Here is a 13346-nt window from a genome sequence, read left to right as displayed (position 1 = left end):
CATAGTCCGCCTTTTGTAAGCTTATTCTTCCAATAAACTTCTTAACATCCAAGCTGTTTTTTCATGGACTTGCATTCTTTGAGTTAACAAATCTGCTGTAGGTTCATCATTCACTTCATCAACGACGGCAAAAATAGAACGCGCAGTCCGAACTACTGCTTCTTGTCCTTCTACTAACAAACTAATCATTTCCTTTGCCTTCGGAACACCGACAGTCTCAGGAATAGAACTCAGTTTTGCATATTCACTGTAGGTTCCAGGTGCAGGATAACCTAAAGCCCGAATTCTCTCAGCAATCAGGTCTACCGCTAACGCCAATTCATTGTACTGTGTCTCAAACATCAGGTGTAGAGTTTGAAACATCGGACCAGTAACATTCCAGTGGAAATTATGGGTTTTCAGGTATAGGGTATAGGTGTCTGCGAGAAGATGGGATAAACCGTCGGCTATTTTGGCTCTTTTGTCATCATCAATGCCAATATTTACATTCTTTACAGAGGTAGCCATAGTTTTTCTCCGATTGAAGTAATAAGAACAGAATATGAGATTTCCGTCACAGCTAGGGATAAGAAATGGTTAATAGAATCCTGATTACCTTTAGGCTAAATGCATTTTCAACACACTTCTAGGTGCTTTGCGAATTCTAGCAATAATCGTTTCTTGTCCCAGACGCTGGCAAGCTTCGTAACGATGACACCCAGAAAATCCGTAATATTGCCCATCCACCTCTAGGACATCTATTGGTTCTTGTTGCCCAATTTCTTGAATTGATGCCATTAGCGCTTGGACTTTACTGGGGTCATTTGTTCGGGGTAAAGGTCGGCGAATTTCCTTGAGAGGGATTGCTTGAACTTTCATATCTAACGACTGCTGTATAAATTAGAACCTTGTTTGTTGCCCGTGTATGGCAGTAACTGGGGGTTGAGATGAACCGCAATCAATTCTGTGAATCGCGGTGTTAGATTTTTAACAGCTATAGGTTAATCATAGTCGTTATGACTTTATTATGCAAGTAACAGAACAAAGTTAAAAAATTTAGTTCTTAAGACAATCCTCTCCAAGAAATTCCAGGGGAAAGACAACCTTTCATCCTTACCTGGTGTACATAGGTTTATGGCGATGGAACTCCGTTCCGCTAGAGCGAACGCTGAATTTGTGGCGTATTTTGCAAACAAATATGCAATCCAAGGCAAAACCAGGCTACAATAACAACTCTGGTTAATGCTACAGGTATTGAATGGTTCTAATCATCGTCATCATTAATACGTTGATTTCTCTATTACTATTGTATGTAGCTTGGCGGGTCTGGCAGATACGTAAGAGAATCAGCAGGGTTGGAAACTGGTTTGTAGCAGCCGAAATGAGTAGTCATGCTGTTTTAGAACAAGCCCCCCAGTGTATGTATTTAGCTCAACAGAATATTTCTCAGCTGCGATTGATTAATCAGAGCCTAAGTTTACAGATATATCAATTACAGCAGATTTTATACTTAATCGTTATGGGGCAACGGATTTGGCGGCGTTACTTCCGTAAGATTCGCCGAGCCTGAAAATTAATTTAATTATCAGACGGCAAGGGCTAAAACTCTTGTGAAGGCAACATTTTCGACTGCTATACTGTCACTAATGTCAATTTCTGTGAGTATTTTTCAGCTTGTAGAGCGTCAAAACACCCATAAAATGGGTCTAAGGAGAGAAATAGCAAAATGTCTAAAAAGCGTTCGGTCATGTTTATTGGTGGTTTAGTACTAGGAGCTACCGTCGGCACTTTGACAGGGTTGCTTATGGCTCCACGCACAGGACGTGAAACACGCAAATTACTCAAAAAATCTGCGGATGCTTTGCCAGACTTGGCGGAGGATTTATCTACGAGTATACAAATACAAGCGGATCGGCTGTCTACAAATGCTGTGCGTAATTGGGATGAGACTTTAGAGCGTTTACGGGAGGCGATCGCTGCCGGTGTTGATGCTACTCAAAAAGAAAGCCAAGCTTTAACCAAAGAAACAAGCTCTGAAAAATCAGATTCTCTCTCCTAAAAGCAACAAAACCAATCTAATGGAATAACTGTGAGCGAACCCCTGTTTTGGCTGGGATTATCTATTCTTTTCGTCACCGCCAGTTTAACTGCTGTTTTAGTGGCGGCAATCCCTGCATTGCAGGAATTAGCTCGTGCAGCTCGCAGTGCAGAAAAGTTTTTTGATACCCTTTCTCGTGAATTACCTCCTACCCTAGAAGCGATTCGGATGACAGGGGTGGAAATTACAGATTTAACTGATGATGTCAGTGAAGGGGTAAGAAGTGCTAGCCAAGTGGTGAAGCAAGTAGATCAAAGTCTGACTAGTGCTAAACAGCAAGCCCAAAATATTCAAGTTGGTACACGTAGTCTTTTTGTGGGCGCGAAAGCTGCGTGGAAAACCTTTACCCGCACAAAAACCCCTAGACGTAATTTAGAGCGTTTACCTCTGACATCAAAAGAGACATTAAACTTACGAGAGCGGGAAAACTTCCGACAGTATATACGTAATTCCCAATTAGATGGACAATGGAATGAGGAAGGTCATCTAGAAGAGGATGAGTAGATAGTAGGATTGCCCTGGTTAAAAAATCAGGTCAGTGTTAAAAAAGTCACTCAGGACTTGCAAAATTTATTGTCTGAATTTATACATAAATATCTAGCTGGCAAAATAGGGAGTAGCTTAGAGGTATGGGCTTCCATAGTAAGCCTATAGGATACTGGGACGAATCGCTGAATTGTCCAGGATGAGATGGGCTGGATGTAGCCAGAAATAAAATGGGTCACTGAAGATGTGGAGAATCATCTGGTGACGACTTTACATCCGACAGCAAATATTTATTCGTATTGGATACACCCCAGGATAAATCGGGCAAGAGAATCCAGCTTAAGCACAGTGCAGATTAACTGTATATATATCAAAAATTACCATCTATCCAAATACAATTATGGGCATTTGTATCATTTTTGGCAATTTTGCAAAATGCGAGTATATCAAAAACTATCCTTTTAGTCTTGATCCCTATTTATTTAGCAGCAAATTACTATAGTAATAACTTGTATTAAAAAGTGTATCTAAATATAAACAAGATAATTGACATATATAACATAAACCTAAAAAGATTCTAAAGTTATTTTTGACAAAATAATCCCTAAAACCTAGATGAAATTATGCTTTTTGGCGAAAAACGGCATTTATATATAGACGCAAAATAAGAGATGTAAACACACCCCCAACGGCACTTAATATGACACCGATTAAGTTTTTAACTTCAGCTTGCAGATACTGTCGTTATTACAAACCTGAGGGGCGACGTGGTGGAGTATGCCAACAGTTAGGTGCACCAGTACAAGCGAAATGGAAAGCTTGCTCCCTAGCTCTACCACCATTTGCACCTTCCTGGGAAACACTGGAAGATGTGTGGAGTTTACCGGAGGTGTCACATTCGGTTCTCAGTCATCGTTTACATACACAGACTACTGCTGTACCGATAGAAACAACAGTGAGCTGTTTGGCAGCAGAAACGCCAAAAACAGAGGAATTAGTGATGTCATTGGAGACGAATTTCAGTAGTGTAGAGTGTTAAATATTACCCAAAAACTGGGGGGAATAGCTAATTGCTGAAGGGTGATAAATCATCATTGGCAACTAGCTATTTTTATTTGTGAGAGATTTTAAGGTAGCCAGGGATATTGACGAAAATTAGGCGATCGCTTCTCTAAAAATGCCTGTTTACCCTCCGCACCTTCTTCTGTCATGTAATAGAGCAGAGTGGCGTTTCCTGCTAGTTCCTGTAACCCAGCTTGCCCGTCACAATCAGCATTAAAGGCAGCTTTCAGACAACGAATCGCAATCGGGCTTTTTTCTAAAATCTCCCTTGCCCATTGGATACCTTCAGCTTCTAGTTGCTCTACTGGTACTACAGTATTCACCAAACCCATATCTAGAGCTTGTTGGGCATCATACTGACGACAAAGAAACCAAATTTCACGGGCTTTTTTTTGTCCTACAATCCGCGCTAGGTAACTAGCACCAAAACCCCCATCAAAACTACCGACTTTGGGACCAGTTTGTCCAAAAATTGCATTATCTGCGGCAATTGTCAAGTCACAAATCAAGTGTAAAACATGACCTCCACCAATGGCATAGCCAGCAACCAAAGCAATAACTACCTTGGGCATGGAACGGATGAGGCGCTGTAAATCTAATACATTCAGCCGAGGGATGCCTGCATCATCGACATAACCCGCTTGTCCTCTGACGCTTTGGTCTCCACCGGAACAAAAAGCATATTTGCCATCAGTATGGGGTCCGGCTCCCGTAAATAAAACAACGCCGATACTTGTATCTTCACGGGCATCGCAGAAAGCTTCATAGAGTTCAAAGACGGTTTTGGGGCGAAAAGCATTGCGTTTATGGGGGCGATTAATGGTAATTTTGGCAATGCCATCGGCTTTATGGTAGAGGATATCTTCGTAGGTTTTGGCTGATTGCCAGGAAGTTGAGATGGTTTCTGTCATGGGAAAAGGTTGAGGGGAACAGGGAAAGGTATAAATACCCGGAAATTATATTTTGCTAAAAAATATGTGGCACTAGGCAGCAATTCTGCCAGAATCTCAAACCCTTGTCTATGACTTGGGATGGAGATTATAGAGAAGGAGTGTTCGCAGACGGAAAGTTTATCATTCATTTGCCTAACTCTATTGTGGATAAATATCAGTTCTACTAAATACTTAAATTCCTAGCAAAATTACTGAGGTATTTCTGTCGCCACTGGCTATCTATTTTGCGGTTGGTGGGAATTTCTAAAATCCGCATACCCTGGGTGGGTAAGGGGTTGAGCTTTGCCTGTAACTCTTCCCAGGAAGTAATCAACTCATGGCTGACACCGTAGGTTGCGGATAACTGAGCAAAATTAATATCCTGGGGAGTAGCGAAAAATTCCTCAAAGGGTGGTTCAAATTGGGCAATGGGCAACATTTCAAAAATGCCACCACCGTTATTATTAATCAGAATAATTGTTAAATGACCTTGAAATTTCTGGTTGAGAAGAAAGCCGTTTGTATCATGAAGTAGGGCTAAATCTCCTGTGAGTAGGACACTGCTAGGTTGGTGATGTGCCATACCAATAGCCGTGGAAAGGGTACCGTCAATCCCATTAGCACCGCGATTACAGTAGGTTTGAATTGCTAAATTGTTGGGTTGCCAGAAAAATTCCATATCCCGTACTGGCATACTGTTGGCAATGAAGAGTGGTGTACCAGGTGGAAGGATATGGGAGAGTATCCAGGGAATTTTACTTTCTAAGAGATTTGTGGTGTGACTAAAGGTGTGGTTAATTACTTGTCTCACCTGTTTATCTATATCTAACCAACTTTTCAGGTAGGGAGAAGGGGAAAAATTTGGTGGTGGAGGAGAAATTTCCGTGATGTTGACTCTGAGGTGGGTGGTGTTGCCGTGGAGGGGGTCAAAGTTGCGATCGCTAGGATCTATAATCCAAGTTCGGGGTTGATTTGCTTTTAACCAGTTGCGAAGTGCTGTGCTGGTGGGTAATGCACCAATTTGAATAATAATATCTGGTGTGAGTTGGGATACTAGTTGCTGGTTACGGAGAATTAAATCGTAGGTAGAAACCAGATTGGGATTAAGTTGAGCATAATTTCGCACCGGGGAAAGTGCTTCTGCGAGTACAGGAAAGTTGAGGTGATGAGCAAGGGAGGCGATCGCCTGGGAATATTTTTCTGCTTCTTGGGGTTGGGCAACTCCGGCAATGATTATACCGCGCTCGGTTTGCCACTCTGGGGGCAGGAGGCAGGGTGCAGGGGGAATGGAGAAAGGGGAAAGGGAGGAAGAAGTAAATTTTTGAATATCAATATCAATATCTATACCATCGGGAAGAGGGGCGAGGGGGTCACGGAAAGGTAGATTGAAATGAACAGCTCCTGGAGTGGGAAATAGCGATCGCTCCCAACCATAAACTACCATTTGCCGCAAATATGCCAGCATTCCCATCTCTGCTTGAGGTAAGGCTAATTCTGTCTGCCAATTGGGATAATTACCGTAAAGTTTAACTTGATCGATGGTTTGCCCTGAAGAACAATCCCGTAATTCTGGAGGGCGATCGGCTGTCAAAATTAATAGGGGAACACGACTTTCCCTCGCTTCAATGACTGCGGGGTAAAAATTTGCTCCTGCGGTTCCAGAGGTACAAACTAAAGCCACTGGTACACCTGTAATTTTAGCCCTACCCAAGGCAAAAAAAGCCGCAGAACGCTCATCTAGGATAGATATGGCTTCGATGTGGGGGGATAGGGCAAAAGCGATGGCAAGGGGTGTCGAACGTGAACCGGGGCAAATGACAGCAGTGGTTAAACCCAGGTTTTGCAATGTCTGTGTTAAGACGCTTGCCCAAAGTTCATTTGTATTACGGAAACCAATTGGCATGAAATCAGTGTCAGCAGGAAGACAATATTTAATCTTAAAACTTCATACCCCCAGTCGCTGATCATATCTCGGAGTTTTCAACATTTTTCCGATAAAATCCATAAGGCATTTTACTTGTAAATATTACGTACCTATGGATTGCATTCATGTGAGTGGCATTCGTGCCTATGGTTACACAGGCTATTTGGCGGAAGAGCAGGTGTTAGGACAGTGGTTTGAGGTGGATGTCAAGCTGTGGCTGGATATTAGTACTGCGGGCAAAACAGATGCCATTGAAGATACCCTAGATTACCGCAGTGTCATCAATTTGGTGAAACAGATGATCACAACCTGCAAATTTTCCTTGATTGAACGTCTGATTACAGCGATCGCCGATGCCATTTTACAGGAGTGCGATCGCGTCACCCAAGTACAAGTGATTCTCAGTAAACCTGCGGCTCCTATACCTGACTTTGGTGGCAGAATTAGCCTAGAAGTGACTAAAAGTCGGGATTAAGGGGGAGAAAGGGAATGGGGTATCTGTTCCCGACTCCCTCTTGCAAGTATTTGCCGATAATTGGGGTAAAAGAATTTCCAAACTATCCCCAGCTAATTTCTCAATTCCTTGTAAAGAATTATGAATATAAACAGCTAATATCCATACTGAATTGCATCTGTTCCAGATATTCAAAACTTTATAAATTTTCTCTACTACGGAAATCTAAATAACCCCTTTTAATAGTGAGATACAAGGGTATAAAACATAACCATTTTTCAGGATAAAAAATAACTTACTCTGCAAATAATAATTTCAGCAAAGACTATAAGTCTTGATAATTCAAGATAATCTCCTCAGAAAATAGTCAGTGCCAAAAAAAATCAAATTTATTCGCATACTTAAACCTTGGTCAATATTTTATCTTGAGCATCTATTTGGTTACTTGCTGCACTTTATTAATTTTTAGATGAACAGTTTAAACATTGGGATTCTCCTCAGTAAATACCGTAGTATGCCCTCACTTTCAGCGCACAAAAATTTAGTAACACTGCGCACTGTAATCATAGGATATTAACTGTATAAGATTAGTGAAATCGGTTCATTGCCTTGTGAAAATGGCATTTTGTAGCATAATTGACGACGATTGGTGAGGATTTTGTCAAAAGATGACACAGCCGTTGGAGAGATTTATTATGATAGGATTACTCTCCTTTAAAATCAGTTAGCGTTGACAGAATCTGAACCTTAGCAAACAGGTAGTTCTAGCATGGTTTCCCCAAAAATCCTAGTTGTTGAGGATGAAAAGCTCCTAGCCGTAGATATTAGGAATAGCTTAAATAGGTTAGGATATACAGTTTCCGAAATTACTAATTCCGGTGAAGAAGCTATAAAGAAAGTTGCAGAAATTCACCCCAACTTAGTATTAATAGATATCTGCCTATCAGGAGAATTCAATGGAGTAAAAGTTGCAGAGATTATTCAAAATAATTTCCATATTCCCGTTTTATATTTAACGGATTATTCGGAATATAAAAATTTACACCAGTACTACCATTTACGGGAACCTTTTAGTTACGTTCTCAAGCCTTTTATTGAAAAGGATTTACATATTGCGGTGGAAATGGCGCTCTACAAGCATCACATCAAATCCACCTCTGAGCAAGAGAAGTATAGTCTCCTAGCAATACTGAATCATATGGGTAGCGCTGTAGTAGTAACTGATACCTATGGCAGAGTTCAATTAATGAATTCCGTCGCAGAAATTATTACTGGATTACGCAAAGAAGAAGTATCTGGTAAATATATTCAAGAGGTGCTGAATATTGTGGATAAAGATAGTGGAGAGACGATTGCGAATCTAATTTTTCAAGTCATGGAAACAGGTACAACTTTACCTTTACCTGACAAATTCACACTCATCACTAAAAATGGAGGAGAAATTCCCATTGCTGATAATATTTCTCCAGTACGGGATGAGTATGGCAATATTACGGGTACTGTGTTGGTATTTCAAGATGTTACAGAACGTAGACAAATTGAAGCACAACTGACGCGGAATGCATTTTATGATGGGTTAACGGCATTGCCGAATCGGATTTTATTTTTGGATAGGTTGAGGCAAGCTTTAGAGCGTTGTAAACGGCGCTTAAATTTCCATTTTGCCGTATTATTCCTAGATTTAGATGGTTTTAAAGGAATTAACGATCGCTTTGGTCACGGAATGGGAGATGATTTTCTAGTGGCGATCGCCCGTCGTTTAGAATCCTGTATTCGTAGTGGTGATACTGTTGCTCGGTTTGGTGGGGATGAGTTTGCGATTCTCCTAGAGGATATCAAAGATGTCTCCGATGCAACCAATGTTGCCAAACGTATCCGTGAAAGTCTTTCCTTACCTCTACAACTGAATGGATACAAAATATTAACCACAGCTAGTATTGGTATTGCCTTAAGTGGTAATGGTTATGAAGAAGCTGGAGCCTTACTGCGAGACGCAGATAGTGCGATGTACCGTGCTAAGGAAATCGGTAAGGATGGTTATATTATTTTTGATCCGGAATTAATGGAGAGTTGAGGGTTTGCATGACTTGAGGTGTCTGGAAAAATTTCTCTACAGCTCTTTGAATATGGGGTTGATTCATATAGACTTCCGTCGCTTCGATTAAGTTATTGATATTCTCTGGGGTGACATCATCAATATCATCGCTTAAACGTTTGCCAGTTAACTGTCGATCCAATTTAAACTGTAAACGCAATAGGCGATCGCCAATAATTTGCTGGGTGATATACTCATTCACATCGGATGTACCATCAATCACCACTCCCACCAAAGGTTGTGCCCATTGTAACAATCCCCAGCTACGTGCCTGATTTAAGGTAATAACTCGTGTGGGATCACCAGTACCCAGAGATAAGACAGAAATTTCCGATAGAGGATAGCCCAATTTAACTGCTTCCGCAACTGCACAACTGGAAGGATTATTCGCAGCAACCCCCCCATCAATGGCAGAGTATATACTTTTAATCACATAGGTAGAACTATGATTTGGTATAGTATCCCAAGGAAGATTTAATTTGCCTTGACGGAGATAACCACAGTAGTCACGAATAATTCTTTCTTGTCCTTTTCCAGCACCATCAATAATTTTTACTGCTAACTTTTCATAGACGCGCTCGCCAACGGTAGCTTTCTGATCTAAGGTAATTGTATCTTGACTAGCAGCAATAACTGTTCCTTGAACTGTTTTATCTAATTTGTGTGCCGGAAAGTAAGTCGGTGCAGATGTGGAGCAAACACAAACTTCCCACAGAGGAACATTTCCGTAGGCTTTATCTTTACGCCAATTTTTAAAGATGATTGGTTCACGATTAATCGTATCATAGGCAACAACTAATAACAGTGGTTGTGAGATATCAAATAGTCTCGTAGTACCAAAAGTTTCTTGTAAAACTTGAATTAAACCATCCTCAGAAAACTTGGGAGCAGAAATACCATACTGCCAAATTAACGGTAAACGTTTCCAAGAAAATCGGCTTTGATAGGGAAAGATAATTTTTCCTTTTTGCCTATATAAATCAATGACTTCCTGACTACTACAACCCGTGGCGATCGCCGTTGCTAAAATTGCACCAGTAGAAGTGCCAGCAATTAAATCAAAATATTTATTCAGTGGTTGATTCAGTTGCTTCTCAATCACAGCGAGCATTTTTGCTGCAATTAAACCGCGAATACCGCCCCCATCTAAACTTAAAATTCGCAAAGGCATATATCGCCTAAATCACCCCAATCAACCACCTATAAATTATAACTGATTTAAAACTTATATCCGCGATTTATCCAATACATCCAATCGGCGATCGCCTCTTGAGTATCTTCATCCGCATCCAAAACTTTTAATTCAGATAACTTAGCAGAATAAACATCATCTTCCTTTCCATTCAGATATGCCACTTCCACAAACATATCTCGCAAACAATCATCCTCTGGAGCCATTCCTAACACCTCCACTTCTATTTCTTGAGGAGTAGGAGACTTCCGACTCTTCTTTATCCAAATAGCATTAAAAGGGACATTTAAACAATCATCCAGGTAATAATACCAGCCCATTGCCCTTTCTTCTTTATCATTATCCGTATCAACTAAAACTTCTTCCTCTATGCGTTTTTCTCTGACTTCATCATATTCTACACTTGCCATACATCACCCCTAGAAAATTTCAAAACACATCTTTAAAAGCTTGGCTTCGAGGAAACCTCGACTCACAGTTGTTTCGCAATTGAAAATTTATTTCTGAAAACTACTATATATGCTACTAAAAGTCAAGAATTATTTTACTTGCCCATTCCGGCTTAATACCAGATACTTGCCAAAAAAGGATAATTATACTAGTGAAAAATCCTGCAACTTACTCAGTATAAACAAGGGAATAGAAGGCAGGAAAAAAGTCAACAATTTATGTCATCCAAGTTCCTCACCTCCCATGGCAGCCTATAATTATCCTGCAATATATGCAACATCTGTCACATCCATTTTTCCTCTATGAGTATCATTGTCTTTGGCAGCATCAATATAGACTTAGTTGCCACCGCACCCCGTCTACCTCTTCCTGGAGAAACGCTGCGAGGACGAGATTTTTTTAAAGCACCCGGTGGTAAAGGTGCGAATCAAGCAGTTGCCCTAGCAAAATTAGGGGTGACAACCCACATTGTTGGGAGAGTTGGTTCCCATGGATTTGGTGCAGAGCTTTTGCATCATTTGCAAACTGTTGGGGTGGAAACAAAAAATATTTTTATCGATGAAACAGTTAGTTCCGGTGTGGCAATTATTACCGTCGATGATGGGGGAGAAAATGAAATTATCGTCATTCCTGGGGCAAATGGAAATGTTAGTCAAGCAGACGTAGACAGAATGTCCGATTTATTACCAGAAGCCACCGCCTTATTATTACAACTGGAAATTCCTATCTCTGCGGTACTCGCAGCAGCGAAAGTTGCCACAGAAGCAGGAGTCACCGTCATTCTTGACCCTGCTCCAGTCGAATCTAATTTACCAGATGAACTGTACCCCCTGGTAGATATTATTACCCCCAATGAAGTAGAAGCAGGGCAATTGGTGGGTTTTCCCGTCAATGATGTTGATTCAGCCATAAAAGCAGCCCAAATCCTGCAAAAACGAGGTGTGAAAACGGCGATCGTGAAACTTGGTTCCCAGGGTGTCGTCTGCGCCACGAATCACGAAACATTTTTTACCCCAGCTTTCCCCGTAGTTGCCATCGATACAGTTGCCGCAGGTGACGCTTTTAATGGTGCTTTAGCAACTGCCCTGTCTGAAGGTAAAACATTACAACAAGCGGTGATTTGGGGTGCCGCAGCCGGCGCATTAACAGCAACAAAATCCGGCGCTCAACCCTCCCTACCAGATAGATTTACCTTGAATGAGTTTTTAATGTTACATGGGCAATAGGAAATAGGGAATGGATAACAAAATAGTCTTTCCCTTTCCCGTTGAATTGAACCCAATGGAAATATCCCTACTATTTCCCAATATCCTCATTCCATAATTCCGGCATCTCTTGAATAAAATTACTCATCATTTCCTCGCACTCATCTAAACCCAAATCAATTACTTCCACACCCCGCGACACCATAAAATCCTTCGCACCGGGAAAAGTTCGCGACTCACCCACAATCACCTTTTTTATCCCAAACTGTACCACAGCCCCTGCACAGAGATAGCACGGCATCAGTGTAGAGTAAAGTGTTGTACCTTTATAGGTGCCAATTCTGCCAGCATTACGCAGGCAATCAATTTCCGCGTGGGTAATCGGATCGCCTTCCTGTACCCGTTTATTACGTCCTCTACCCAGGATTTCACCATCCTTAACGAGAACGGAACCAATGGGTATACCTCCCTCCAGTCTCCCTTGTTTTGCCTCGTCTATGGCAGCTTGCATAAATTCATCCATTGGTAAAATCTCCCATGTCTAAAAAAGAACTTGTATTAATGGATCACGACGGTGGTGTAGATGATTATCTTGCTACTATGCTACTGATGACCATGGAGCATATTCAACTACTCGGTGTCGTTGTCACCCCTGCTGATTGTTATGCCCAACCTGCGGTAAGTGCCACTCGCAAAATTTTAGACTTAATGGGGGGCGAAAGTATTCCAGTAGCAGAAAGTACGGTGCGAGGAATCAATGCTTTTCCCTATCTTTATCGTCGTGATTCCTTTGTTGTTGATAATTTACCGATTCTCAATCAACAGGAAGTTATTAAGACAAAATTAGTTGATGAATTGGGGCAAGATTTTCTGATCAAAGCTCTACAAACAGCACCAGAACCAGTTACTATCATGGCAACTGGTCCCTTAACAAATATTGCCTATGCTCTGGATAAAGTTCCAGAAATTACACATAAAATTCAACGAATTATTTGGATGGGTGGTGCATTAAATGTTCCAGGAAATGTGGAAAAAAATTGGGAACCGGGGCAAGATGGTTCTGCCGAATGGAATGCTTATTGGGATGCCCTTGCGGTAGCACGGGTATGGCAAAGTCAGATAGAAATTATTATGTGTGCTTTGGATATTACAAATACTGTACCTGTGACACCAAAATTTGTGCAGAAGTTAGGTAAACAAAGACAATTTCCCATTTCTGATTTAGCTGGGCAATGTTACGCTTTGGTAATTCCCCAGGATTATTATGCTTGGGATGTTTTAGCAACAGCATACTTGGGTAATCCTGAAGCTTTCACCTTAAAAGAATGGGAAACGGAAATTATCACTTCTGGTATGAGTCAAGGAAGAACTAAGGTAGTACCTGGAGGTAGGAAAATATTAGCAATGGATGCTGTGAATAAGGAGTGGTTTTATAGTTATATTTTACAGCAGTGGGCAAGGTAAAATTT

Annotated in this window: 15 protein-coding genes; 8 read left to right on the top strand and 7 right to left on the bottom strand. The window is 41.1% G+C overall.

Annotation, left to right across the window (positions count from 1 at the left end):
- Positions 1 to 21: 21 nt before the first annotated feature.
- Together IJ00_RS23430 and IJ00_RS23425 are read right to left on the bottom strand one after the other, a co-directional pair.
- On the bottom strand, positions 22 to 507 hold the full coding sequence (locus IJ00_RS23430; RefSeq protein WP_035157310.1) for a Dps family protein: 486 nt from the start codon (positions 505 to 507) through the stop codon (positions 22 to 24).
- Positions 508 to 597: 90 nt separating this feature from the next.
- Complete coding sequence (locus IJ00_RS23425; protein WP_035157308.1) at positions 598 to 858, bottom strand: sulfiredoxin; 261 nt, start codon at positions 856 to 858, stop codon at positions 598 to 600.
- 502 nt (positions 859 to 1360) lie between these two features.
- On the opposite strand from IJ00_RS23425, the gene IJ00_RS29750 reads away from it, so the two are divergent.
- From IJ00_RS29750 to IJ00_RS23405, 4 genes are all read left to right on the top strand, one after another.
- Entirely contained in the window at positions 1361 to 1549 is a 189-nt protein-coding gene (locus IJ00_RS29750; RefSeq protein ID WP_238178382.1) for a hypothetical protein, read from the top strand.
- Between the two features lie 156 nt (positions 1550 to 1705).
- Positions 1706 to 2038 carry a YtxH domain-containing protein gene (locus IJ00_RS23415; protein WP_035157304.1) on the top strand — a complete coding sequence of 111 codons (333 nt, stop codon included), beginning with the start codon at positions 1706 to 1708 and terminating at the stop codon, positions 2036 to 2038.
- Between the two features lie 30 nt (positions 2039 to 2068).
- Entirely contained in the window at positions 2069 to 2581 is a 513-nt protein-coding gene (locus tag IJ00_RS23410) for a hypothetical protein (protein ID WP_035157302.1), read from the top strand.
- 682 nt (positions 2582 to 3263) lie between these two features.
- Positions 3264 to 3602 carry a hypothetical protein gene (locus IJ00_RS23405; protein ID WP_035157301.1) on the top strand — a complete coding sequence of 113 codons (339 nt, stop codon included), beginning with the start codon at positions 3264 to 3266 and terminating at the stop codon, positions 3600 to 3602.
- An 88-nt stretch (positions 3603 to 3690) separates the two neighbouring features.
- Here the strand turns inward: IJ00_RS23405 and menB are convergent, their stop codons facing one another.
- Positions 3691 to 4536 carry a 1,4-dihydroxy-2-naphthoyl-CoA synthase gene (gene menB, locus IJ00_RS23400; RefSeq protein WP_371259622.1) on the bottom strand — a complete coding sequence of 282 codons (846 nt, stop codon included), beginning with the start codon at positions 4534 to 4536 and terminating at the stop codon, positions 3691 to 3693.
- 205 nt (positions 4537 to 4741) lie between these two features.
- Positions 4742 to 6460 carry a 2-succinyl-5-enolpyruvyl-6-hydroxy-3-cyclohexene-1-carboxylic-acid synthase gene (menD, locus tag IJ00_RS23395; RefSeq protein ID WP_035157299.1) on the bottom strand — a complete coding sequence of 573 codons (1719 nt, stop codon included), beginning with the start codon at positions 6458 to 6460 and terminating at the stop codon, positions 4742 to 4744.
- A gap of 133 nt (positions 6461 to 6593) precedes the next feature.
- Here menD and folB point away from each other — a divergent pair, with 133 nt between their 5' ends.
- Both folB and IJ00_RS23385 read left to right on the top strand, forming a co-directional pair.
- A complete protein-coding gene (gene folB, locus IJ00_RS23390) occupies positions 6594 to 6956 on the top strand; it encodes a dihydroneopterin aldolase (protein ID WP_035157296.1) in 363 nt (120 codons plus the stop codon).
- A gap of 748 nt (positions 6957 to 7704) precedes the next feature.
- Complete coding sequence (locus IJ00_RS23385; RefSeq protein ID WP_035157294.1) at positions 7705 to 9009, top strand: diguanylate cyclase domain-containing protein; 1305 nt, start codon at positions 7705 to 7707, stop codon at positions 9007 to 9009.
- Here the strand turns inward: IJ00_RS23385 and IJ00_RS23380 are convergent.
- Positions 8978 to 10201 (bottom strand): patatin-like phospholipase family protein, encoded by a 1224-nt coding sequence (locus IJ00_RS23380; RefSeq protein ID WP_046814904.1) that lies wholly within the window; start codon positions 10199 to 10201, stop codon positions 8978 to 8980. The genes IJ00_RS23385 and IJ00_RS23380 overlap by 32 nt on opposite strands.
- A 47-nt stretch (positions 10202 to 10248) precedes the next feature.
- A complete protein-coding gene (locus tag IJ00_RS23375; RefSeq protein WP_035157290.1) occupies positions 10249 to 10632 on the bottom strand; it encodes a calcium-binding protein in 384 nt (127 codons plus the stop codon).
- Positions 10633 to 10974: 342 nt separating this feature from the next.
- On the opposite strand from IJ00_RS23375, the gene rbsK reads away from it, so the two are divergent.
- Positions 10975 to 11898, top strand: a complete 924-nt coding sequence (gene rbsK, locus IJ00_RS23370) for a ribokinase (RefSeq protein ID WP_035157287.1) — start codon at positions 10975 to 10977, stop codon at positions 11896 to 11898.
- A gap of 70 nt (positions 11899 to 11968) precedes the next feature.
- On the opposite strand, the gene IJ00_RS23365 is transcribed toward rbsK, so the two are convergent.
- The gene (locus IJ00_RS23365) at positions 11969 to 12400 is read right to left on the bottom strand and encodes a nucleoside deaminase (RefSeq protein WP_035157284.1); all 432 of its coding nucleotides are present in this window, start codon (positions 12398 to 12400) and stop codon (positions 11969 to 11971) included.
- 38 nt (positions 12401 to 12438) lie between these two features.
- On the opposite strand from IJ00_RS23365, the gene IJ00_RS23360 reads away from it, so the two are divergent.
- Positions 12439 to 13341: a nucleoside hydrolase gene (locus IJ00_RS23360; protein WP_035159516.1), complete on the top strand. Its 903-nt coding sequence runs from the start codon at positions 12439 to 12441 to the stop codon at positions 13339 to 13341.
- Positions 13342 to 13346: the final 5 nt, after the last annotated feature.

It is taken from the genome of Calothrix sp. 336/3 (assembly GCF_000734895.2).
Taxonomy (GTDB): Bacteria; Cyanobacteriota; Cyanobacteriia; order Cyanobacteriales; family Nostocaceae; genus 336-3.
Note: the sequence above shows the minus strand (reverse complement) of the source record. Positions and strands in the feature narration are given on the sequence as shown.